General features: G+C 36.6%; 20 protein-coding genes. 15 read left to right on the forward strand and 5 right to left on the reverse strand.

Annotated features, from left to right (window positions below):
* Window positions 1-33 precede the first annotated feature (33 nt).
* Entirely contained in the window at window positions 34-687 is a 654-nt protein-coding gene (locus BUE84_RS07260) for a CoA transferase subunit B (RefSeq protein ID WP_002980639.1), read from the forward strand.
* Between the two features lie 411 nt (window positions 688-1,098).
* On the opposite strand, the gene BUE84_RS07265 is transcribed toward BUE84_RS07260, so the two are convergent.
* Window positions 1,099-1,914, reverse strand: coding sequence for a DUF4197 domain-containing protein (locus BUE84_RS07265; RefSeq protein WP_079241053.1), 816 nt, complete (start codon window positions 1,912-1,914; stop codon window positions 1,099-1,101).
* A gap of 237 nt (window positions 1,915-2,151) precedes the next feature.
* On the opposite strand from BUE84_RS07265, the gene BUE84_RS07270 reads away from it, so the two are divergent.
* From BUE84_RS07270 to BUE84_RS07295, 6 genes are all read left to right on the forward strand, one after another.
* Window positions 2,152-4,416 carry a family 20 glycosylhydrolase gene (locus BUE84_RS07270; RefSeq protein ID WP_079241054.1) on the forward strand — a complete coding sequence of 755 codons (2,265 nt, stop codon included), beginning with the start codon at window positions 2,152-2,154 and terminating at the stop codon, window positions 4,414-4,416.
* Between the two features lie 8 nt (window positions 4,417-4,424).
* Window positions 4,425-5,066, forward strand: a complete 642-nt coding sequence (locus tag BUE84_RS07275) for a Crp/Fnr family transcriptional regulator (RefSeq protein WP_079241055.1) — start codon at window positions 4,425-4,427, stop codon at window positions 5,064-5,066.
* Window positions 5,067-5,330: 264 nt separating this feature from the next.
* Window positions 5,331-6,125 carry a sulfite exporter TauE/SafE family protein gene (locus BUE84_RS07280; RefSeq protein WP_079241056.1) on the forward strand — a complete coding sequence of 265 codons (795 nt, stop codon included), beginning with the start codon at window positions 5,331-5,333 and terminating at the stop codon, window positions 6,123-6,125.
* Between the two features lie 82 nt (window positions 6,126-6,207).
* Window positions 6,208-7,614 (forward strand): MBL fold metallo-hydrolase, encoded by a 1,407-nt coding sequence (locus BUE84_RS07285; RefSeq protein ID WP_079241057.1) that lies wholly within the window; start codon window positions 6,208-6,210, stop codon window positions 7,612-7,614.
* A gap of 26 nt (window positions 7,615-7,640) precedes the next feature.
* Window positions 7,641-8,204 carry a YeeE/YedE family protein gene (locus BUE84_RS07290; RefSeq protein WP_079241058.1) on the forward strand — a complete coding sequence of 188 codons (564 nt, stop codon included), beginning with the start codon at window positions 7,641-7,643 and terminating at the stop codon, window positions 8,202-8,204.
* 27 nt (window positions 8,205-8,231) lie between these two features.
* Window positions 8,232-8,720 (forward strand): DUF6691 family protein, encoded by a 489-nt coding sequence (locus BUE84_RS07295; protein ID WP_079241059.1) that lies wholly within the window; start codon window positions 8,232-8,234, stop codon window positions 8,718-8,720.
* A 53-nt stretch (window positions 8,721-8,773) separates the two neighbouring features.
* Here BUE84_RS07295 and BUE84_RS07300 read toward each other — a convergent pair whose 3' ends face one another.
* The 4 genes from BUE84_RS07300 to BUE84_RS07315 all read right to left on the reverse strand — a co-directional run bounded on the left by BUE84_RS07300 (window position 8,774) and on the right by BUE84_RS07315 (window position 12,536).
* Complete coding sequence (locus BUE84_RS07300) at window positions 8,774-10,174, reverse strand: TolC family protein (RefSeq protein WP_079241060.1); 1,401 nt, start codon at window positions 10,172-10,174, stop codon at window positions 8,774-8,776.
* Between the two features lies 1 nt (window position 10,175).
* Window positions 10,176-11,333 (reverse strand): HlyD family secretion protein, encoded by a 1,158-nt coding sequence (locus tag BUE84_RS07305; RefSeq protein ID WP_079241061.1) that lies wholly within the window; start codon window positions 11,331-11,333, stop codon window positions 10,176-10,178.
* A 6-nt stretch (window positions 11,334-11,339) separates the two neighbouring features.
* A complete protein-coding gene (locus BUE84_RS07310; protein WP_079241062.1) occupies window positions 11,340-11,705 on the reverse strand; it encodes a DUF3302 domain-containing protein in 366 nt (121 codons plus the stop codon).
* A gap of 231 nt (window positions 11,706-11,936) precedes the next feature.
* Window positions 11,937-12,536 carry a Crp/Fnr family transcriptional regulator gene (locus tag BUE84_RS07315; RefSeq protein ID WP_079241063.1) on the reverse strand — a complete coding sequence of 200 codons (600 nt, stop codon included), beginning with the start codon at window positions 12,534-12,536 and terminating at the stop codon, window positions 11,937-11,939.
* Window positions 12,537-12,664: 128 nt separating this feature from the next.
* Here BUE84_RS07315 and BUE84_RS07320 point away from each other — a divergent pair, with 128 nt between their 5' ends.
* The 8 genes from BUE84_RS07320 (at window position 12,665) to BUE84_RS07355 (ending at window position 25,120) form a co-directional block, all read left to right on the forward strand.
* Entirely contained in the window at window positions 12,665-13,660 is a 996-nt protein-coding gene (locus BUE84_RS07320; protein ID WP_079241064.1) for an isoaspartyl peptidase/L-asparaginase family protein, read from the forward strand.
* A gap of 111 nt (window positions 13,661-13,771) precedes the next feature.
* Entirely contained in the window at window positions 13,772-14,314 is a 543-nt protein-coding gene (locus BUE84_RS07325) for a hypothetical protein (RefSeq protein WP_079241065.1), read from the forward strand.
* Window positions 14,315-14,332: 18 nt separating this feature from the next.
* Window positions 14,333-14,995, forward strand: a complete 663-nt coding sequence (locus BUE84_RS07330) for a copper homeostasis protein CutC (RefSeq protein ID WP_079241066.1) — start codon at window positions 14,333-14,335, stop codon at window positions 14,993-14,995.
* 125 nt (window positions 14,996-15,120) lie between these two features.
* Window positions 15,121-17,589, forward strand: a complete 2,469-nt coding sequence (locus BUE84_RS07335; protein ID WP_079241067.1) for a beta-mannosidase — start codon at window positions 15,121-15,123, stop codon at window positions 17,587-17,589.
* 226 nt (window positions 17,590-17,815) lie between these two features.
* The gene (locus tag BUE84_RS07340; protein ID WP_079241068.1) at window positions 17,816-18,724 is read left to right on the forward strand and encodes an AEC family transporter; all 909 of its coding nucleotides are present in this window, start codon (window positions 17,816-17,818) and stop codon (window positions 18,722-18,724) included.
* 302 nt (window positions 18,725-19,026) lie between these two features.
* A complete protein-coding gene (priA, locus tag BUE84_RS07345; RefSeq protein ID WP_079241069.1) occupies window positions 19,027-21,474 on the forward strand; it encodes a primosomal protein N' in 2,448 nt (815 codons plus the stop codon).
* Between the two features lie 161 nt (window positions 21,475-21,635).
* Entirely contained in the window at window positions 21,636-23,105 is a 1,470-nt protein-coding gene (gene dacB / locus BUE84_RS07350) for a D-alanyl-D-alanine carboxypeptidase/D-alanyl-D-alanine-endopeptidase (RefSeq protein WP_079241070.1), read from the forward strand.
* An 83-nt stretch (window positions 23,106-23,188) separates the two neighbouring features.
* Window positions 23,189-25,120 (forward strand): M1 family metallopeptidase, encoded by a 1,932-nt coding sequence (locus BUE84_RS07355; RefSeq protein WP_079241071.1) that lies wholly within the window; start codon window positions 23,189-23,191, stop codon window positions 25,118-25,120.
* Window positions 25,121-25,161 lie beyond the last annotated feature (41 nt).

Genomic DNA, 25,161 nt, shown 5'->3' on the forward strand with positions numbered 1-25,161 from the left:
GAAAATAATTAAATTGCAGTCTAAGTTTTTATTATGCTTACAAAAGAACAAATTGCCAAAAGAATTTCAAAAGAACTGAAAGATCGTTATTATGTAAACCTGGGAATTGGGATTCCTACTTTGGTTGCCAACTATGTTCCGGAAGGTATTTCCGTAGAATTCCAGAGTGAAAATGGAGTTTTGGGGATGGGACCTTTCCCTTTCGAAGGAGAAGAAGATGCGGATATCATCAATGCCGGAAAACAGACCATTACTATTCTGGAAGGAGGTTCATTCTTTGATTCAGCCTTTAGTTTCGGGATGATTCGTGGTCAGAAAGTAGACCTTACCATCCTTGGAGCAATGGAAGTTTCAGAAAACGGAGATATTGCCAACTGGAAAATTCCTGGAAAAATGGTGAAAGGAATGGGAGGAGCAATGGATCTTGTAGCTTCTGCAGAAAATATTATCGTTGCAATGATGCATGTAAACAAAGCAGGAGAAAGTAAAATCCTTAAAAAATGTACACTTCCTTTAACAGGAGTAAACTGTGTTAAAAAAGTGGTTACTGAATTAGCTGTTCTGGATGTAACTCCGGCAGGGTTTAAACTGGTGGAAAGAGCACCGGGAGTTTCAGTAGAAGATATTATCAAAGCTACAGAAGCAGATCTGATCATTGAAGGAGAAATTCCTGAAATGCAATTCTAATCTGATGATAAATAAAAAGTTTCGGCCTCACTTTGTGAGGCCGAAACTTTTTACAATATAGGAAACTATCATTTAAAATTTGATCAATATTTCTATTGCTAGCCTAAAAGCGACATAGGAGATCGTAGCGTTAAAAAAATAATTCCTGTGAACGTTAAGAAAATTCTTCTGTCCGAAGCGCGAGACCAATTCAGAACTGATTAATAAATAATGATTTCGCGCAAGTTTAGAATTTTTAGAGAACAGGATTTATTTTTAGCGAAGAGCTCCCAGTCTTGAATTTTTGTTTCTTTTGTTTCAAGACAAAAGAAATTAAAAACAAAAAAAAGCTGTTTCATCATGAAACAGCTTAAATATCTTAACGGTTAGCATGTCAAACTAACTTCTAACCTCTAATATCTAACTTCTTATTTATTTCCCATCCTGAGCCCCAAAAACCTTTTGCAAAATACTCGTTGTTCTCATTGCAGGCGTATTTCTGATCCCGCTTTCTTTATCTGCTACCATTTTGAAAACACCATTAATGGTTTCTGTAGTAACATATTCGTTAAGATCTGTAGTGACAGCCTGTCCGGTAAATGTATTATATTTTGAAATGAGATTTTTCCAAAGCGTATCAGCGCCAACTTTTCCTAAAGAAGCTTTTACTTTAGGCTGAAAAGCATTGAAAAGCTGAGTCTGAGTCTTTCCCTGAAGGTAGCTTGTTGCAGCATTATTACTGCCTAATAAAATATTTTTGGCATCCGTAATCGTCATGGAAGTAATGGCATTTGTAAAAATAGGTGCAGCTTCAGTTACGGCATCTTCAGCAGCTCTGTTCAGTAATTTTACTCCTTCATCAGCAAGACTTCCCATTCCAATAGAACGTAAAGTAGTGTCGATTTTTCTTAATTTTTCAGGCATTAAAATCTTTACAGCTTCATTTTTGAAAAAACCATCCGTTACGGCCAGTTTTTTTACTCCATCTGTTACTCCCATACTTAAAGCCTCTTTTAATCCTGAGGAAATCTGGGTAGAAGTAAGGTTTCCAAGGCCGGCAGATGAATTGTTAGAACCGGATCCCGTAGTGGTAGTCTTAGGAGAAGTTGCAGTACCCGTATTTTTTACCGGAACATTAAGGTCTACTCCTGTTTTATCTTTAACGGCAGATTTTATGATATCAAAAATTTGTGCCTGTGTTGACATTGAGAATAATAATGCTGCTGCCAGAAAAATGTTTTTTTTCATCCTATTTTTTTACAAATTTAAACCTTTTAATTTTTTTTAAGTCGATTAAGTGGATCAAAAAACAAACCATAATGTACAGGATATAATAGAATAATTTCTATAGATATGGTTTAATAATTGTAAATTATTTATTTCACAAGAATATAAACGATTTAAAATGTTTACATTTTGTTTTTTAAAAAAGGTTCAAAGAGTTTTGAAAAATAATTATCTTAGCTCAAACCTTAACCACATCCAATGATACGGACTTTTTTAGTACTTTTTGTATTGATTTCAAACGTGATTTTTGCCCAAAATAAATTAAACCTAATCCCTTATCCTCAAAAAGTTCAACTTTTACAGGGAGAATTTGTAATCCCCAAAACGTTCGTTCTAAACGGTAACCTGCCAAAAGAGGAAACAGAATATTTCAAAAAAAGGATTGGTTCTCAGTTAGACTTTCAATATGCTCAGAAAGGTGGTGAGATTCATTTAACAAACTCTGTAATTCCTTCACCTTCGGAACCAGAGACTCAGCAGAAAAAAGAATATTATTCAATAGAAATTTCTCCAAAGCAAATTCATATTAAGTCCTATACGAAACAAGGGTATTTTCTGGCTCTTCAAACTTTGGTTCAGATTATTGAACAGTATAAAGAGGGAAAGAAAATTCCTGCTATGAAAATCGAAGATCAGCCGAAATTTGCATGGAGAGGAATGCATTTAGATGTATGCCGTCATTTTTTCACTGTTGATGAGGTGAAACAGTATATCGATTATCTGGCGATGTATAAACTGAACACTTTTCACTGGCATTTAACCGATGATCAGGGATGGAGAATTGAAATTAAAAAATATCCTAAGCTTACTCAGATCGGCTCAAAACGTAAAGAATCCATGATCGGGGCTTATGTTGATAATACATTTGACGGAAAACCTTACGGACCTTATTTTTATACCCAGGAACAAATAAAAGAAGTGGTAAAATACGCTCAGGACAGACACATTACTGTGGTCCCTGAAATTGAAATGCCTGGGCATGCATTGGCAGCTTTATCAGCATATCCTGAACTGGCATGTACCAAAGGTCCTTTTGAATCTGCTACGAAATGGGGTGTTTTTGATGATGTTTTCTGTCCGAAAGATGAAACATTTACTTTTCTGGAAAACGTTTTGGATGAGGTAATCAAATTATTCCCTTCCCAATACATTCACATTGGGGGTGATGAGTGCCCGAAAACACGATGGAAAGAATGTGCACACTGCCAGGAATTGATTAAGAAAAATAATTTAAAAGATGAACATGGTTTGCAAAGCTACTTTATTCATCGAATTGAAAAATATGTCAACAGCAAAGGACGAAAAATTATTGGCTGGGATGAAATTTTAGAAGGCGGGTTAGCTCCGAATGCAGCAGTAATGAGCTGGACAGGGGTGAACGGAGGCATTGAAGCTGCAAAATCAAAACACTTTGCCGTAATGACACCAGGAGCCTATTGCTATTTCGATCACTATCAGGGAGATCCGCAATCTGAACCTAATGCTTTTGGTGGTTTTACTCCTTTAGAAAAAGTATATTCTTATAATCCTATTCCGTCCGAACTGAATGCTGAACAGGCTAAATACATTATGGGAGTTCAGGCTAACTTGTGGACAGAGTATATTTTAGATTTCAAACAGGTACAGTACATGATTTTTCCAAGATTAATGGCGCTTTCTGAAGTAGGATGGGGAACTTCAGATCCTAAGAACTATAAAGAATTTGAAAACAGAGTGATCAATCAGTTTAAAGTTCTGGATGGTATGAAGGTTAACTATGCCAAAAGCATTTATAATATCACCGGAAAGGTAATTCCTTCCAATACGGGAATTGCCTACGAATTGTCAACCTCGCAAAACACAAACGGAATAAGATATACACTGGACGGAACAAATCCTTCCATCAATTCTAAAACGTATCAGAATGCAGTTCAGATTCCTAATTCTTTAACTATTAAATCAGCTTATTTTGAAGAGGGTCAGCTGAAAAGTGCCGTGTCTGTACAACCATTTACCATTTCAAAGACTACTGGGAAAAAGATAACTTTAGAACAGCAACCTAGCGAAAACTATTCTTTTGGAGGAGCTTTCACCTTAGTAGACGGTATTATCGGAAATGTAAAACAGCTGGGTAAAACATGGCTGGGCTTTCAGGGAAAAGATGTAGTGGCAACAATAGATTTGGGACAGAAAACAACTTTTTCAGAAGTGTATTTCAATACTCTTGAGAATAAAGGAAGCTGGATACATCTGGCTAAATCTGCAAAGATCTATGTTTCTGATGATAACAGTAATTTTAAACTGATCAAAGAAATCGGAACTGCAGAAATTAAAAATACTACTGGAAAAATCAAACTGAATGTAGGGGCGCAGAATGCGAAATACCTGAAAGTAACTATTGAAAATGCTGGCATTATTCCGGCAGGAAATCCCGGAGCAGATTCTAAAGCATGGTTGTTTGTCGATGAAATTGGCGTAAATTAGAATAAAAAATGCAGGACGACACCATACTTTCTTCAGAATTCTCATCATCACCAGAATTGGTAGAAAAGTTGTATCAATATGGTGTAACGAAAAGTTACCATCAAGGAGATATTATTCTAGATGAAAATGCTTCCATCCGTTCTATTCCTATCGTGATGAAAGGAATGCTGAAAGTAATCAGAACAGAAGAAGACGGGCGTGAAATTTTACTATACTATATCAAGGCTGGAGAAAGCTGTATCATGTCTTTTCTGGGCGGAATGCACAATGAAAAAAGCATTGTAAAAGCTGAAATTGAAGAAGATGCTGAAATTCTTTTTCTTCCGGTAGATAAGGTGTCTTTATTCATTAAAGAACATCCGGAATGGCTGGATTATATTTTCAGATTGTATCATAAAAGATTTGAAGAACTATTAGATATTATCAATGCCATTGCTTTCAAAAAAGTAGACGAAAGACTTCTCAACCTATTGCAGAAAAAATCTGAACTCACCGGCTCTGAAACCATTCACACGACCCATGAACAACTTGCTAATGAATTGGGAACTGCAAGGGTAGTGGTATCAAGACTCCTGAAACAGCTTGAAGAAGACGGAAAACTCCAGCTGGGAAGAAATAAAATCGTTCTCCTGAAAACCCTGAACTCATAACATTCACTTCACTTCAATCAAAGATACTCATATTCCTTTCCTACGGAGGGGTGGCAAAAATTTTTTAAATTTTTGACGGGGTGGTAAAAATCATTGCGAACCAAAGGTGAAGCAATCTCAAAGAAGAGGAATTACTCTAACTTCTTTGTATCCTTTGTGAAACTATTTGTTTTCATTTGTGTTAAAAAATCTCCTTATGTAACAAAAGTAACTGTAGACTTCTTTTTACATTCCCATTTTTGCATCAGAATTAGTTGAATAATAATGGAAATCATAGGATATGCAGCTGCAGTTTTAATAGGAGTTTCTCTTGGTTTAATAGGAGGTGGAGGAAGTATTCTCACTGTTCCCGTACTTGTTTATCTCTTTGGGATTGATACTTTTCTTGCAACAGAATATTCTCTCTTTGTAGTGGGAATCAGTAGTCTTGTAGGCTCTGTATCGTATTTTAAAAAAGGATTGATCAATTTTAAAATGGCTTTGGTATTCGGACTTCCTTCGGTAGTTTCCATCTTTCTGACCAGAATATATCTTCTTCCTTTAATTCCTGAAAAAGTCATAATAATACAGAACTTTACGGTTACCAAAAATATTTTTTTATTATTGATTTTTGCAGGCTTAATGATTCTGGCATCCTATAAAATGATCAAAAGTAATTCCTCAAAAGAATCTTTAGAAAGCATTACGAATAAGAATAGTGCTTTTCTGTCAGCAGGGCAAGGTTCAATAGTAGGTGTTTTAACGGGATTGGTAGGAGCAGGAGGTGGTTTTATGATTATCCCGGCATTAGTGAATCTTTTAAAAGTTCCAATGAAAACTGCAATAGGAACTTCATTAGTTATCATTTCTATCAATTCTCTGATCGGTTTTATCTCCTCTGTAAACCATGTAGCAATAGATTGGAAACTGCTGGTTTCTATCACGGCCATTGCTGTTGTCGGGATTATTATTGGCTCTCAATTATCAAAAAAGATAGACGGTAAGAGACTGAAACCTGCATTCGGATGGTTTATTCTGGTAATGGGTATTTATATCATCACGAAAGAAATCTTCCTTTAATTTTCTTATGTAACAAAAGTAGCTGTACAGGAAAAAGGAAAGATGGAAATTTGTATCAGATAATAAATCAAAATAAAATACAATGAAAATAGAACAGATTTATACAGGATGTCTTGCACAGGGCGCTTACTATATTACCTCAGCGGGAGAAGCCGCAATTATTGATCCTTTAAGAGAAACACAGCCTTATATCAATAGACTGAAAGAAGATAGAGTAGAATTGAAGTACATCTTTGAAACTCATTTTCATGCAGATTTTGTCAGCGGACATCTGGATTTAAGCCATAAAACCGGAGCTCCAATTGTTTATGGACCGACAGCCAATCCCCAGTTTGATGCTGTTATTGCAGAAGATGAACATATATTTGAACTAGGAGATATTAAAATTAAAGTTCTTCATACACCAGGACATACCCTTGAAAGTTCATGTTATGTGTTGATTGATGAAAATGGCATTGAAAAAGCTCTTTTTAGCGGTGACACCTTATTCCTTGGAGATGTAGGGCGTCCTGATCTGGCACAGAAAGGAGCAAATATGACTCAGGAAGAACTGGCAGGCCTTTTATATGATAGTTTGTATCATAAAATTCTGCCTTTACAAGATGATATTACGGTTTATCCAGCTCATGGAGCCGGTTCAGCCTGCGGTAAAAATATGCAGAAAGAAACAATAGATACATTGGGAAATCAAAAAAGAACCAATTATGCCTTGAATCAAAAGGATAAACAGAGTTTTATACAAGAAGTAACAGATGGGCTTTTACCTCCGCCAGCTTATTTCGGAATGAATGTGATGATGAATAAAAAAGGATATAGCAGTTTCGATGAGGTTCTTTCAAAAGGGTTGAATGCTCTTGCCTCTGAGCAGTTTGAAGAAATTGCTGAAGTTTCAGGAGCTTTGATTTTAGATGTAAGAAACAACCATGATTTTGCCATAGGTTTTATCCCACAGTCTGTCAATATAGGATTGAATGGTGATTTTGCTCCTTGGGTAGGGGCTTTAATTGCAGATGTCAACCAACCTATTCTTCTGGTAACCGAAAAAGGAACAGAAGAAGAGGCTGTAACCCGATTGAGTAGAGTAGGATTTGATCACATCTTAGGATTTTTGGATGGAGGTTTCGAAACCTGGAAAAAGAGCGGAAAAGAAATCGATGTTGTCAACCGTATTTCTGCTGAGCAGTTTGAATCCGAAATCAAAGAAAAAGAAGCAAAAATCATTGATATAAGAAAAGAAATCGAATACAATGCAGAACATATTCATGAAGCTTACAGTAAACCTCTGGCATACATCAATGAATGGATTCATAAGATAGAACCAATAGAACATTTCTACATGCATTGTGGTAGCGGTTACAGAAGTACAATGGCAGCAAGCATCCTTCAGGCAAGAGGATACAGAAACTTTTCAGAAATTGAAGGTGGCTTTAAAGCCATTATTTCCACAAGTGTTCCTAAAAGTGATTTTGTGTGTCAGACTAAAATTTAAATAAATTAGATTAAAAAATAAAAAAGATGTTGGAGATTATAAAAGAGCCCTGGCCGTGGTATGTTGCAGGCCCATTGATCGGACTTACCGTTCCTGCTTTATTGATTATGGGAAATAAATCCTTTGGAATAAGTTCTTCGCTGAGACATATCTGTGCAGCCTGTATTCCTGCCAATGTAAATTTTTTCAAATACAACTGGAAAAAAGAAGCCTGGAATCTATTTTTTGTACTGGGAATCTTCTTCGGAGGAATGATTACAGCCCATCTTCTGGTGAACTCCAATGAAATAACAGTGAATCCCTATCTGAAAACAGAACTGGCAGGCTATGGAATTACAGACTACAGCAATCTGGTTCCTTTACAGCTGATGAATTTTGAAAGCCTATTGACTCTCAAAGGATTTATCATTATGGTAATAGGTGGATTTTTGGTAGGGTTTGGAACAAGATACGCCGGAGGATGCACCAGCGGACATGCAATCATGGGGCTTTCCAATCTGCAGTGGCCTTCTTTGGTGGCAACAGTATGTTTTATGGTGGGTGGATTTTTAATGGTTAATCTTATTTTACCTATTATTCTTTCTCTATAAGTATAATTTAAAAAAGAGAATTACATCATGATCAAAGAAAAAGAACAGGATATATGTCATCAGGATACTACTTGTGTATACGAAAGTACCGCTACCCATCCATGGTATCTTAATCTGAAATACCTTGCCGCTGGAATTATTTTCGGGATTATTTTTGTGAAAGCAGAAGTGATCAGTTGGTTCAGAATACAGGAAATGTTCCGTCTGCAGTCTTTCCATATGTACGGAATCATTGGAAGTGCTGTTTTGGTAGGAATGATTTCAGTGTGGCTGATTAAAAAATTTAAAATAAAAACAATTGATGGGGAATCTATCACCCTGACACCTAAAAAGTTTAACAAAGGTCAGATCTATGGCGGATTGATATTTGGTTTTGGCTGGGCCATTACCGGAGCCTGCCCCGGACCTCTTTTTGCTCAGATTGGAACAGGAGCTTTAGCAGTATCCGTTACCTTGTTAAGTGCAATTGCTGGAACATGGGTATATGGATATTTCAGAGATAAGCTACCTCATTAATACCTTATAAAAAAAGACTGCAGAAAAAATCTGCAGTCTCTCCAAGTATAAAATTATGAATAAATGAAGTTCTCCGCACCTAAAGCCATATAAAGGTTTATGCGCTCTATTCTGTACTGAAGTTCCAGATTGATGAGGTTCATTTCATTTTTCAAAAGGTCTCTTTGTTTACGGATCAGTACAAAACTGTTGTTAGTACCTACCTTTATTTGTTTCTCAGTGAGTGTAATATTATTTTTCAGCTCATTGACCGCGTTAGTTGTATAAGTCATCTGCTTTTCAATAGAACGGAGATTGGCTAAAGAAGATTCCACTTCGTTCAATGCATTCAGAACAGCTTTAGAATATTCCTCAACAACCTGTTTCTGCTGGGAATTTTTTACTTCCACATTCTTTTTAAGCTTTCCACCATTGAATAGAGGAGAAACTAATCCTCCACCCACTTTTACCAAAGGATTAGAAAATAAAGAATTAATAGATTCCACATTACTTCCTGCACTCCCAAGTGATGAGCTTATATTTAGTGAAGGAAGTCTTGCTGCTTTAGCCTCCTGTACTTCATAAAAAGCCTTTTCAATCTGAAAATGACTGGCCTGTATGTCTGATCTGTTCTCCAGAAGTTCAAGAGGGAAAGACTCTGGAATATTACTTTTTACAGGGTTAAAAGAGTTTTGGGTCGTCAGTTTTCCCGCCGGATATTTTCCAGTGAGAAGTTCCAGAGATCTTCTGGACTGTGTATTGGCATTTTTAATCTTCTCAAGATAGCCTTGCAGGGAAATAATTTCTGCAGAGATATTGGAAATATCCAGAGCATTGGCCGTTCCTACTTTCTTTTGAATGATATAGAGCTTTTCAAGATCTTTAGACTTCTGAATATAGCCTTCAACCTTATCTTCCTGAATGTTTCCTGCAATATTCAGAAAATAAGCTTTGGCAATCATCCCTGCAATGGATTGATGCAGTAGTGTATTCTGATGTTTTGCAGAAAAATAGCTGCTGGTACTTGCCATCTGTGAAGATTTATTTTTACCCCAAAGATCAATTTCCCAATTGGCTTTTAGTGCAAGACGCTGAACCTGACTGCCGCTGACCAAATTATTGGAAGTATTGGCAACAGCACTTACAGTTGGATAAAGGTCGCTTCCTGCTATCTCCATCGCCAGCTCAATCTGGTTAAGCTTTTCTCTGGCAATAATCAGATCCGCATTATATGACATTCCTTCATTAATCAAGGCTTCCAGCTGTGAGGTTTTAAGATCATTGATCCAGTCATAGGAAATTGATTTTGAATTTGCTTTTCTGTCAAAAATCCAGTCATCAGGAATTTGTATATGAGAAGCAATTTCACTTTTTTCTTTCAGCTCATTTATATTTTCCTTTGTAGCTTCTTTATAACCGATGCATGAGCTTAAACTTACAGTGAGTACGCTCAATAAAACTAACTTTTTATACATGTTAATGAAGTTTAGGAATCAGGAAGTTGATTTTACTGTTGATACGCACCATTACTTTTCTGATAAGATGAAGAGGTTTAATATGATCAGAATAGATCACAGCTGTTCCTCTTGCTCCCACTGTAAGTTGTTTCTGGTTATCTTCCAGGACAAACTTGGCAATAAGTTTTCCATCAGTCTCTGGTAATTGTCTGGCTGTATCAGGTAGTCCCGCAGTAGAACCATTTCCACCCAGCATTCCTCCTGCATTATTCATGATTCCCTGGCTTGTAGCATCAATTACATATTCAAGTTTAGCCTTTACTACTTTTCCCGGTTCTGTTTTAAGAGCAAGCTCTACTTCATTTCCATTTTTTACTGATTCAAGCTCGTTCTGAGCAAAAAATCCAATGACCGACTGCTGTTTCTGAATCAGAACAAATGCAGATTTGAATGGGGCCATAATAGCTCCTTCATTCAGCTGAACATTAGGAATCACACCGTCTGTAGGTGCCAAAACAATAGTCTGGGAAAGATTCCATTTTGCCTGCTCCAGTTTAGCCTGAATCTCAGATACTGATGAATTTTCGCCACCATAAGAAGCATTGGACTTTGTTTCCAAAGACTGTTGTTGTGATTGTGCAGCACTGATTCTGGATTGTAGATCACGTACGTTGGTTATTGCCTGTTCAAGATCGAATTTGTTGGCTGCTCCTGCCTGTACAAGCTCCTGATATTGCGCTACTCTTTTGTTGGCAAGATCAAGCTGCGACTGTAATGCAGAAATATTTTTTCGGGAAGCCGAAATATCTGCATCATAGGAATGCACAGTGGCTTTCATGCTGCTAAGCTTAGCTTCCAGGGATTTAATTTCCTGTAAATAAGGCTCTCTGTCAAGCATAAATAAAGTATCTCCCTTTTTTACTTCCTGGTTGGTACTCACATATACTTTTTTCACCTTTCCCAAAACCTGTGTAGTAATATCCACACTTCTGTTTCCCACCTTTACATCAGAGGTAATAGGGCAATAATAATTTAAACTTAGTATCAAAGCGATAGATCCGAAGATAGGCAATGAATATACGATTACCTGTGTAGTGAATGTCCACGGGATCAGTTTTAATTTTTTAATAAGCAGCCAGCATATTCCGGCATATATTGCAACTAGTAATTCCAGCATTTTTTTTTAATTTTCGATGGGTTTGAATTCTTCTTCAGGTAAATCTTTGTTATCTGCTTCTTTTTCAGAAGGAGTCTGGTTTCCATAATCATAGTTGGCCCAGATTAAGGCAACTGGCCATAAAAGACCACCAAACACCAGAGAAAGAAGGCACATACTTTTGATAGCGTTCAGCTGGGGATGATTTTTCTTCTCAGCTACTTTTTCCGGGTAAATATGAACTTTCCAGAAGAGATAAATCCCTGCAATAGGCAATACAAGTAAGATTAGCCAGGATGCTCCATCGGCTATTTTGTCTTCAACATTGCCTGTAGAGGCCTGCACAAAATTGCATGCTAATAACAGGCAGAGAATGGTGGTTATTCTTTGCATAAATTGGTATAAAATGGTAATAAAATGTTGACTTAAGAAAATACAGATGAAGACCAGGATGAAAACCCGGACAATCACATACTACTCTGTTAAGATGTAAAGACTATTCTATAAGATGTAATGCTTTGAAGATGATTATATTTTTTTTCATTTGGTTTTTTTTATTGATGAGGAACTATTTTTTGACCGGACAAAATTATACTGAACGAAACAATTAAAAATATTCTTAAGTTATTTTTTTCTTTGATTCTTTTTTTTAACGTCACGGGCAGTAATACGGGAAAGAGAATTTGGGGTAATACCCAGAAAATTAGCAATATACTTTCTGTTTGCATTTTGACAGACAAACGGATGACTGTTCAGGAAATCTTCATAGCGGGAAAGCGGCGAACTCCTGCAAAACTGCTCTGTGCGTGCAGATAGAATACTGATAATCTGTTTTAAAGATTTTAAATATAAGTTGTAAATTCCTTTATGCTGAAATGCAATCTGTTCAAATTTCTCTTTATTAAAAAGAAAAATTTGTGAATCAATGACAGCCTGTATGGTATACTTTTTTGCGCCTTCTGGGGAATAAGATTCAGGGCTTTCCATAAAGGCAACCTCTTTTTCTGATGGCAGAAAAGTATTGATTTCAACTCCGTTTTCATCGTCAAAGTAAAATCTCAGAAGACCGCTGGTCAGTATAAATAAATGGTTAAATGGCTGACCAGGCTCTAACAGTTTTTCTTTTTTTCGAAGAAGTTTGGGAGTACTGATGCTTGCAAGGACCTGGATTTCTTCATCTGATAATTCCTTAAAGCAATCCATTCTTCTAAACGTTTTAAACATAAATACTAATTAAAATAACCATTATAAAAATAATAAAAAATAGCAAAGAAAAAATAGTGAAAAAGCCATAAGACTTTCAACGAATTTTTTTAAGATATTTGCTTTGTATTAAATAATTCTTACTTACAATGAACAATAACCGAAGAAGTTTTATTAAAAAATTGGGAATTGCCACAGCAGCACTTACCATTAATCCTTTAGATGTGATGGCCCAAAATCTGCCTGAAAATAAAAAAATCATCAATAAACCTATCGTACTCTCCACCTGGAATTTCGGATTCAAAGCCAATGAAGAAGCATGGACAATCCTTGGAAAAGGTGGAAAAGCTTTGGATGCAGTAGAAAAAGGAGTACGTCTTGTAGAATTAGATCCAAAGGAAAGGAGTGTAGGATACGGAGGCCGTCCGGATAGAGATGGAAGAGTAACGCTGGATGCCTGCATTATGGATGAAAATTATAATATTGGTTCTGTAGCCTGTCTGGAACATATTAAAAATCCTATTTCTGTTGCCAGAGCGGTAATGGAAAAAACACCTCACGTTATGTTGGTAGGAGATGGAGCATTACAGTTTGCCCTTTCACAAGGTTTTAAAAAAGAGAACCTTCTCACTCCTGAATCAGAAAAAGAATGGAAAGAATGGTTAAAAACCAGTCAATATAAACCTATTGCCAACATTGAAAACCATGATACAATAGGAATGATCGCTTTAGACGCTCAAGGGAATCTTTCCGGTGCCTGTACAACCAGTGGAATGGCTTTTAAAATGCATGGAAGAGTAGGAGATTCACCAATTATCGGAGCAGGTTTATTTGTAGATAATGAAGTAGGAGCTGCTACCGCAACAGGTCATGGTGAAGAGGTGATCAGAACGGTAGGAACACATCTTGTGGTTGAGTTGATGAGACAGGGCAGAAATCCACAGGAAGCCTGTAAGGAAGCGGTAGAAAGAATCGTGAAAATTGCTCAGCGAAGAAACAAAAATCTGAAAGATATTCAGGTGGGCTTTATTGCCATCAATAAGCAGGGAGAGTATGGTTCTTACTGTATTCAGGATGGATTCAACTTTGCTGTTTATGATCAGAAAGGAAACCGCCTTGAAACACCGGAATTTGCTTTAAAATAATAGTATAATAGAAGCAATAAATAGCCCAGAGTTATAGATGAATTTTATCAGAGATAAAATCCTTTTTAAACAAATCAATGATACCTATTGGCCTTAGCCAAAACATAAAATATGACAAGAACAATTATCGCTTCCTTATTTCTGATTATCGCCTGCAAGGAAGAAAAGAAGGAGATTAAAACACAGCAGATACAAGAAAAAGTAGTTTTGCATAATGAGCCCAATGAAGCTGATGAAGCCCAAAAATGGCTGAAAACAAGCATTGTTAACTACTTTAAAGCTGATATCGGAAATGAAGAAAAGAATATGCAGAAGATGACAACAAAAGATTATTTTGATTATAAAACTGATGCAACAAATGTTGATCTGGATGTTGATGGAAGCCTTACTGATAAGGAATTTCAGGATAAATGGAAGTCTAAGTTTGATACCAATAAAGCTGGGGTCGGCATAGGATTTCTTATCTCCGCCCAGGATTGGAACAATATTGAAGTGGAAAGTTGCGATTTAAAGTCGTCTTCAAAGAATGAATATATTTTCAATGTAGTATTGAGAGATGATGGCTTTAAAGCTCAATATCCTTCTGTGATAAAAGTAATAAAAGAAAACGGTTCTTTTTTGATTGCAGATGTACTGCAGGATGAACCAAAATAAAATTTAATAGATAATATAATGTCAAAAATAGAAATAGCTTGTTTTAATCCTGAATCAGCAATCATTGCTTTTGAAAATGGGGCAGACAGAATAGAATTATGTGATGGACTCAGTGAAGGCGGAACCACTCCGGATTTCGAAACCATGAAGAAGCTTCGTGAAAAAATTACGATCCCGATTTTTGTGATGATCCGTCCAAGAGGTGGAGAATTCACTTATTCAGATTCGGAATTTGAGCAGATGAAAAATGATTTGGTGCAATTAAAATCTTTACATGCAGATGGTTTTGTATTCGGTATTCTGGATGAAAATGATGAGATTAATATGGAACAGAATAAAGCTTTAGTCGAATTGGCAAAACCGCTTCCATGCACTTTTCACCGTGCTTTTGATCGTGCTGCAAGTCTGGAATATTCTCTGGAAAAAGTAATCGAATGTGGTTTTACAACCATCCTTACTTCCGGCCAGAAACCGAATGTATCTGAAGGAAAAGAAAATCTTAAGAAACTGGTTGAACTTTCCGATGGAAGAATAGAAATCCTTGTTGGAGGTGGACTTCGCTCATCCAATATCGAAGGGATAAGAGCTGTTACCCATGCTGGATACTTCCATTCTTCAGCCATTACTGATGGTGGGGCTTTTGCCAATGCGGATGAAGTGGTTGCGTTGAAGAGTAAATAAAACGAATAATATGCGCTCAGTTTGTTATTCAAAGCACAGCGGGAATCTAACCCAATAAGATGAAGATTCCTTCGTGCTTCGGAATGACAGAACTACTGATATTACGATACAAAACAAAATTATTGATGAATAGAACGATCCTTTTTGCTTTCCTTTTTACACAGAATATCATTTCAGCACAGTTTTCCCAAAGAAATTTATCTTCTGAAAACTGGCAGTTCAAAAACTCAAAAGATCACAACTGGCTTGCTGCGAAAGTGCCGGGAACCGTTCATCTTGATTTAATGAATAGCAAGGTGATTTCCGATCCTTATCAGGATGAAAATGAAAATAAAGTACAATGGATTGAAAATGAAGACTGGGATTATCAGACCGCATTTACTGTTTCCACCCTGGAATTAAAGAATGATAATATCAATCTTGTTTTTCACGGGTTGGATACATTCTCAGAAATTTATCTTAACGGAAAACTGTTAAAGAAAACCGACAATATGTTCCGTATATGGACTATTCCTGTGAAACAATATCTGAAAGCAGGCAGGAATACAGTTCAGATTAAGTTTAAATCTGCAGTAAATACCGGAAAGGAATTAGCGAAGAAAGTTCCATTTACCATGCCGGAATCACCAAGAAGTTTTGTGAGAAAAGCACAATATCAGTTTGGCTGGGATTGGGGACCAAGGCTTGTCACTGCAGGAATATGGAAAGATGTTCAATTGGAATTCTGGAATAATGCCAAAATTATTACGGTTAAAGACATTCAGAACAAAACTTCTAAAGCTATTAATGATTTACGTTTTGATGTAGAAATTTATGCTGAAAATGCTGGTGATTACATATTGGATCTTAATAAAATCCACCAAAAAATATCTTTAAAAAAAGGAATCAATACGATTTCGGTTCCTTATGAAACGAAAGGAATGAAGCTTTGGCAGCCTAACGGCCGTGGGGAAGCTAACCTCTATGATTTCGAAGTAAAACTTTCTAAGGATCAGAAAAATATTGATGGTAAAAATATCAGGATAGGCCTAAGAACGGTAGAATTGGTACAGGAAAAAGATGAAAAAGGAAAGTCATTCTACTTTAAAGTGAATGGACAGCCATTGTATATTAAAGGAACCAACTGGATTCCCGGAGATAGTTTTTCACCAAGAATGACCAGAGAAAAATATCAGAAACTGATCAAAGATACCAAAGCTGCCAATATGAATATGATCCGTATCTGGGGCGGAGGAATTTATGAAGATGATGAGTTTTACAAAGCTTGCGATGAAAACGGAATCCTGGTCTGGCAGGACTTTATGTTTGCGGGTAGCTTTTATCCGGCAGATGAAGCATTTCTGAACAATGTAAAAGAAGAAGTAAAAGATCAGGTGAACAGACTTCAGAATCATCCTTCTATTGCATTGTGGTGCGGAAATAATGAAATTGACGAAGCGATTGTTAACTGGGGCTATCAGAAACAGTTCAAATATTCAAAAAATGATTCACTTCAGGTATGGAAAGATTATAAAAAGCTATTTCATGAGGTAATTCCCAATGCATTGGCAGAAAACCTGAAGTCTGATAAAAATATATACTGGCCAAGCTCTCCGTCTATCGGTTGGGGACACAAAGAAAGTCTTACCGAAGGAGATTCCCATTACTGGGGTGTTTGGTGGGGTGAGCAGCCTTTTGAAATTTACAATGAAAAAGTGGGACGTTTCATGTCTGAATATGGCTTTCAGGGTACACCTAGCCTTGAAACGACAAAATCAATGTTTTCCGGAACTCCGGATTTAAGCCTTCAGAATTCAACCATCAAAGCTCATGAAAAACATGCCCGCGGCTGGGATATCATTAATGAATACCTGAAGCGTGATTATAATATTCCAACAGATTTTATACAATACAATTACGTTTCACAACTGTTACAGGCAAGAGGAATGCAGATTGCTATTGAAGCCCACCGTCGTGCAAAACCTTATAATATGGGAACCTTGTATTGGCAGCTCAATGATTGTTGGCCGGTAGTTTCATGGTCTTCTATTGATTATCTCGGAAACTGGAAAGCCTTCCATTATCAGGCGAAAAGAAGTTTTGAACCCGTGTTGATATCAATTGCTGAAACTGATAAAAGTTATAATATTTATCTGATAAGTGATCTTGTGAAAGAATTTAATTCAGATATTAAGTTTGAACTCATTGATTTTAAAGGAAAAACACTTTGGAAAAGCAATCAGTCAGAGGTTATCAATGCTGATGTGAGTAAGAAAATACGCAGTATCAGTAAATCAGAAATGGGTCAGTTTGATTTGTCTAAAGCTGTTTTAAAAATCAGTTCTGAAAAAGACACAAAATTTGAAAAACTGTTCTTTTTTAATAAGCCTAAAGATTTAAAACTTTCAACCCCTGAGATTACAATCAGAAAAGTTTCATCTACTGAAATTGAAATATCAACTGATATTTTAGCCAAAGATGTCTATCTGATTGGAGATACTCATTTCAGTGATAATTTCTTTGATCTCTTGCCGGGAGCTTCAAAAAGAATTACGCTTTCAAAACCTTTGGAAAAAATTGAAGTCATGAGTCTTTGGGATGTGATGAAGGATTAATATTTATTTTGAAAAATTATTTCAAGCAGTTAAACCCGTGTCAAGGTTCAAAGCCTTGACACGGGTTATAAATTTCCGGCAGGTAGATCTCTAAATCTTATAGGTTTCAAAAACCTATAAGGTTAAAGCAGAAAAGATTCATTAGAAATTCTACCGAAAAAAATATAAATTTTACCCTTCCAACTCAAAAATCAGCCGTAAATTTGCATTATATTTCTTTATAGTTATGGTAAATTTTGTTCTGATTGCAGTGTGTATCATTGCAGGAATGATATTCAAAGCAACAAAATCTATCCACCCCGATGCCCATAAAGGTATCAATACCTGGATTCTTTATCTTGCTCTTCCGGCAGTTTCGTTTAAATATCTGCCTAAAGTAAAATGGACAACAGAGATGCTGTTCCCTATTGCAGCCACATTTTTAGTTTCTGTGTTCTGCTTTTTCTTTATGATGTTTTACAGTAAGAGCAGGGGATATTCAAGGCGGTCCAGAAGTACTTTGGAATTAGCAAGCGGATACAGTAATACTTCATTCATCGGATTTCCCTTAATCAGTGCTTTTTATGGCGAAGGGCTTTTGAGTATTGCCATTATCTGTGACCAGACCATGTTTTTTGCGCTTTCTACCCTCGGAATTATTGCGGCAGTAAAAGGAGGAAGTAAATCAGGAAAAGTAAGTGCCATATTCATTTTAAAAAGATTGGTGACATTTCCTCCGTTAATAGGATGTATTTCCGCTTTGGTATTGTCGCGGTTCATCGACTTTACCGTTGCAGAACCTTTCTTTGATAAACTGGCCGCTACGGTAAGTCCGTTAGCTTTATTTTCAGTCGGATTACAGCTGAAATTCAACGGATGGAAAAAACTGATTCCTCAAATGTCTATGTCGATGCTTTATAAATTGATTCTGGCACCAGCAATTGTTCTGGGTATGGCTTTATTATTCGGAATAAAAGGAGATGTTGCTAAAATTACAGTATTTGAAGCAGCCATGCCAACATTGGTTACTTCAAGTATCATTGCAGAACAATTCAGACTGAATACAAAACTGACCAACCTGATCATCGGAGTCAGTATTATTGTAGGATTTTTTACCTCTGCATTCTGGTATGAGATCACTGAACTGCTTTTTTAATGATTAGTCATCGTTTATTAATATAGACATTCTTTGTTATTTTGTAAGAATACCTTTGCTGAGTAAAACGTCCTTGCGAACGAATTAAAATGATTCATCTAATCTTTTGCGGACATTGCGTTTAATCCAGGTTTTGGCTAAAGCCTATTGAAATTTTACTTCTATCAAACGGACTAAAGTCCGTTTCTATTGAATGTTTTTTCTAAATTGGATTTCAAGGTCTGTTAAAGAAGCTTGAAACCATCTCCATAAAGTTGCAGTTCTCTAAAGAAAAATCTAATTTTACACTTTAAATATTTCCCTTGCAATACGCTCAAATTGTTTTACCCCTAAACCTGAAAGGATCTTTTACCTATAAAGTTCCTGAAGAAATGATGCCTGAAATCCAACCAGGAATGCGGGTTCTCGTGCCGTTTGGCGGGAAAAAGATTTATACGGGAATTGTGTTTGAGCTTCATGATAATGCACCGGAAAACTTTGTAGCCAAGGAAGTCATCAGCATGCTGGATGATCAGCCGATTCTTCCTCAGGAGCAGATTGATTTCTGGAACTGGCTTTCAGAATACTATTTATGTAGTCTCGGAGAAATTTACAGGTTTTCGTTTCCTTCTTCTTTAAAACTGGAAAGTGAAACCTATTTAAAATTAAAGCCAGGAGTCATCATAGATTTTGAAAACCTGGATGTTAACGAAATGTATCTGGTTCAGGCCTTGGAAGTACGACAACTGATCAATCTGACGGATATTGAAGCTTTTATTCCTAAAAAAGATATTATTAAAACCATCAATTCACTTATTGATCTTCAGTATATTGAAATCGATGAGAAAATTGCTGAAAAATATAAAGCTAAAGAAGTAGCGTATGTAAGAATTAATGATGAGGTTTTGGCCAATCAGAATCTTACAGACATTCTTTTAAAATTAAACAGAGCACAAAAACAGAAAGATCTTTTTCTTCTTATTCTGGAAAAGCAGACAGAAAATCCGGATGTTCCTATTAAAAAATCGGAACTGTTTGAAGACGGTTATTTCGGAAGCTCTCACTTCAAACCTTTGGCAGATAAAGGGCTTGTAGAGGAATACTACATGCAGAAAGACAGAATAGAAAGCTATGAAGGAGAAATTGAGGAACTTGAAGAACTTTCCGAACAGCAAAAAATAGCAAAATCTGAAATTGATGAGGCTTTTGAAGATGGAAAGAATGTTCTGCTTCATGGCGTTACTTCATCGGGAAAAACTCATATTTATTTAGAGAAAATTGATGAATGCATCCGTGACGGAAAAAATGTTCTCTTTTTGCTTCCGGAAATTTCTCTTACCAAACAGATTACTCAAAGGTTAGAAAAAAAATATGGCAGACAGCTAGGCTTTTATCATCAGAAACTGACCGATTTTGAAAGGGTAGAAGTATGGAGAAGAATCAGGCAGAACGATATCCGTATTCTGATCGGAACGCGTAATGCATTGTTTTTACCTTATCAGAATCTGGGACTTATTGTGGTAGATGAAGAACACGATTCTGCGTACAGACCAAGAGAGGTTTCTCCTTATTTCAATGCTAAAGATGCCTCTTTGGTATTGGGTGGATTTTACCAGGCAGGAGTGATTTTAGGATCAGCAACGCCTTCTGTGGAGAGCTATTACAGAGCCCGAAAAGATAAAATGAAATACATTTTCCTGAATGAAAGATTCGGGAGTGTTAGTCTGCCGGAATATGAACTGATCAACTTTAAAGAAGCTCTGGAATCTAAAAAGGTCTCAGGAAATTTCTCTTTGAAACTTATTGAGGAAATTAAGAAAACGGTGGATGAAAAAAATCAGGCAATCGTTCTCCATAACCGTCGTGGCTATTCCAATGTCATAGAATGTGAAAGCTGTGGGTATGTGAACTACTGTTCCAATTGTGATGTGGTAATGACCTATCATAAAGCCGCCAATGAAATGAAATGCCACTACTGCGGACAAAGAGCTTCAAAACCTAGAACCTGTCCGAAATGTAATTCTGAAAAGCTGAACGAAAGAGGAGTAGGGGTAGAGCAGATTCATGAAGAGGTTACCAAGCTGTTCCCGGAAAATGAAGTAGATAGAATGGATGTAGATTCCATGCGTAAAAAATTCGCCTACGAAAAATTGTACGAGAAAATTGAAGATGGAGAAACTGACATTATTGTTGGAACACAGATGATTTCGAAAGGACTGGATTTTGATCATATCGAACTGGTGACGATTCCTAAAGCAGATTCTTTATTATATGTACAGGATTTCAGAGCGGAAGAAAGAGCGTACCAACTGATCACACAGGTTTCAGGAAGGGCCGGGAGAGTTTCCGGGAAAGGGAGAATCCTTATTCAGACCTTTAACCCTGATCATTCTGTATTTCAGCTGATCAAGATGAATAATCCTGCGAAGATCTATAAATATATCCTTACAGAGCGTCAGAAATTCCATTATCCGCCTTTCACTAAGCTGATCATGATTGAAATGAAACACAGAAAAGAAGATAAAGTAGACCGTGCTTCTCAGTTTCTGGGTTCTATCCTTAGAAAATATCTTCCGGAAGACTGTGTTTTAGGCCCTGAAAGAGCTCAGATTGCAAGGCTTAATAATCTCTATCAGTTCCAGATTATGCTGAAGCTTCCCCGTGGGAAAAACTATGAGAAATTCAAAAACATGGTTTTGATAAGTTTGAAAGAATTTGATGAAATCACTGCGTATCAAAGCATTAAAAAAGATGTTTTTGTTGATTTTTAACAATTTTTAACAAACTTTACACTCTTTTATAATGGGTCGGTGGTCTGTTATATGACAATAATTTCTACTTTTGGACGTTGATTAAGTGTTTGGCTCTTTTATTGGATGATTTAACCTGTCATTTTTTATAGAGTCAAAACTATAGAACAAAAAGAAGATAGATGGTAAATTTCAGAAAATATATTTCAAGTGCGGCGGTGTTAGCTTCTGGTCTTTTCCTGGCTCAATCTACCGTTTCTACCGTTCTTTATTCTCAGAATTATGACAATCAGAAAAGCAGCTTAAACCTGCCGTCACCCGTTAGTACGATGGTGGAGAAGACTGTTTTGTCAGCAAAAGAACTTGTAGACATTAATGTAAACACAATGATGGCGGATCCTGTGCTGAAAAATGCAACCTGGGGATTCGTAGTGTATGATCCGAAAACGAAGAAAGTAATCTCTTCGTATAACGAAAATACTCCTTTAGTACCTGCTTCTACTACCAAACTACTTACAACGGAAACGGCATTAAATATGCTGGGTGAAAACTACCGTTGGATGACTCAGTTGGAGTACTCAGGAACGATAGATGAAAATGGAGTGTTGAATGGAAATCTTTATGTGATAGGAAGTGGTGACCCTTCTTTGGGGACAAATAAAGCTGGTGCAACATCTTATCGAGATATTATTTCAGATTTCGTAGGCGGTATTTCAAGAGAGGGAATCAAAAAAGTAAATGGTGATATTATCATTCAGACAGCGCTTTTCAAAGGCAATATTTCAGTGCTTCCGGAAAATGTTGTATGGTTGGAAAATAATAATTACTATCTGCCTGCAGGAAGTACCCGCGATATCAACCCGGCCAACGAAAAACTGATTGTTAAAAAAGGAGGTTTCTCTACAGAAAAGAAATTCTTCTATGTTTCTCCTTATAATCATCAGATGGTATATGCTGATAAATACGAAGGAAACGGAGCTTTAACAACCAAACTTCCTGATGCACCGGCTTATCTTGCCAATTCTTTCAGAACAACATTGGTAAAAAGCGGAATTCCTGTTACCGGAAAAGTAACTCCGAAAATGACAGATGCAGCACCGGAAAACAGAAAAATGCTTTCAGCGTATAAATCACCTACTTTAAATGATATTATTTATTATACCAATCAGCACAGTGACAATTCATTGGCAGAAGCTTTGCTGAGAACGGTAGGATATCAGAAAATGGGTGACCAGACTTCAGAATCCGGAAGAATGGTGGTGACTAATCACCTGAAAGATGCCGGTTTTGATATGATTGGTCTTAACTATATAGATGGAAGCGGACTTTCAAGAAGTAATAATGTAACTCCAATTTCTCAGGTGAAGTTTCTTACTTCTTTGATGGATCAGAAATACTACAGATCTTATCTGACTTCTTTACCTATCGGAGGACAATCCGGAACTTTAAAAAGAATGTTCAATATTGGAGGAAACGGGCAGGTTTTCGCAAAAACAGGAACTTTGAATAAAGTAAAAACATTAGCCGGTTATCTGAAAACAAATTCAGGAAAAACATTGGTTTTCTCTTTAATGGTGAATAACTATTCCGGATCGGTAGACATGGTGAAGAAAAAAATGGAGAAAATTCTTGAACCTGCATTAGATCTTTAAAAATTTTTTATTTTATATATTATAACAGCCTTTTAATCATTGATTAAAAGGTTTTTTTTATATTTGATTAAATTTTTCTAAACATGACAAAATTGTACCTTTTGGTGTTGGGATTTCTATTTTCCCAACAGTTCTATAGCCAGAAGCAAGAACAAAACATTGATATGAAGGGACTCATCGAAAAAGAGAAAAAATCCTTCACTCAAAAAATGAACATCGGGAATACGAATCCCAATACGCTGAATTACGACTTGCAGTATCAGAGAATGGATGTGAACCTGGATCCTGCGGTATATAACATCGCCGGATCAGTGACTTCTCACTTTAAGCCTAACCAAAATATGGGAAGTATTTATTTTGATCTTTCCAATTCTTTAACGGTTTCTCAGGTGAAATATCATGGAACCAACATTACAAGCTTTCAGCAGCTTCCTTCAAAAGAACTGAAAATTGATTTTCCGGCTTCCATTCCTGCCAATACACTAGACTCTCTTACTATTTATTATGCAGGCGCACCATCTACAAGTAATGATGCATTCAAAACTGCTCTTCAAAGCGGAACTCCGGTACTTTCTACTTTGAATGAACCCTACGGAGCACAAGATTGGTTTCCTACCAAGCAGAGTTTAAATGATAAAATTGAAAGATTTGATTTTAAAATTACGACACCATCCAACTACAGTGTAGCCGCTAATGGAAAACTGATGTCTGAAACTTTTCCTACAGGAAGTACCAAACTTACTTTCTGGAGAACAATGTATCCTACACCAGCTTATCTGATCGCACTGTCGATTACAAATTTTGTTAAACTTACTGATACCATTGGAAATCCTCCGTTTCCTTTTGTGAACTATATCTATCCGTCAACGAATTCAAATCCAACAAGCATTGCGAATATTAACTGGACAAAGCAGGTAATGGATACTTTTGAAACCTATTTTGGAACTTATCCTTTTCGTAATGAAAAATACGGACATATGGAATTCATGTATGGTGGAGGAATGGAGCATCAGACGATGTCTTCCATGGGTGGATGGAGCAAGCAGTTGATTGCTCATGAGCTTACTCACCAGTGGTTTGGAGATAAAGTAACCTGTGGCGCATGGAATGATATCTGGCTGAACGAAGGTTTTGCAACTTTTGGAGAGCACCTTGCCAATGAAAAACTATTGATGACCAATACTGAATTTTTGAATTACTTACAAGGTCAGTCCAGCTACATTACCGCAAGTACAACAGGAACTGTGTATGTACCGGATAACGGACTTTCCAGCATCAACAGAATATTTGACAGCAGATTGTCTTACGCTAAAGGAGGATATGTATTGAGAATGCTGAAGTGGATTTTAGGTGACGCTGCATTTTATCAGGCACTTAAAGACTATCATGCAAGACCGAACCTTGCCTACAGCTATGCTCGTACTGCTGATTTTAATGCTTCTTTGCTTCAGTCTACGGGAACAGACTTTACAGAATTTTTCAATGACTGGGTTTATGGTGAAGGATATCCTACTTACACCATCAAGTGGATGCAGGGCGGAAATCAGGCTTTATTTAAAGTTACCCAGACGCAAAGCAGTGCTAACGTTAGCTTTTTTGAAATGCCTTTGCCAATAAAAGTGATAGGAACAGCAGGTCAGACTGCTTATTTTGTCCTTAATAATACATCCAATAATCAAAGCTTTTTACAATCAGTAACATTCCCGATTGCAAGTGTTCAGTTTAATTATGACTACCAGATTATTGAGAAAAATTCTACGGTGACTCAGGATAATACGTTAAGTGTTTCTTCTGTTGAGAAAGAAGGTTTTGGTTTGTATCCGAACCCTGCCAAAAATGAAATTAATCTGAAAGGTATTAACAAAGCTGTAGATTTTACGATTCATGCCATAGACGGAAAACTGGTTGGAAAAGGAACGTATCAGCCAGGTAAAGCGATTGGAATAGCAGAATTGGTTCCCGGAGCTTATTTCATTACGATTGATGAAAAGAATATTAAATTTATCAAACATTAAAAATGACAAACAGTAAAGTATGAATGAGTACTTTTACCAAA

The sequence above is a fragment of the Chryseobacterium indologenes genome (assembly GCF_002025665.1).
GTDB classification, from domain to species: Bacteria; Bacteroidota; Bacteroidia; order Flavobacteriales; family Weeksellaceae; genus Chryseobacterium; species Chryseobacterium metallicongregator.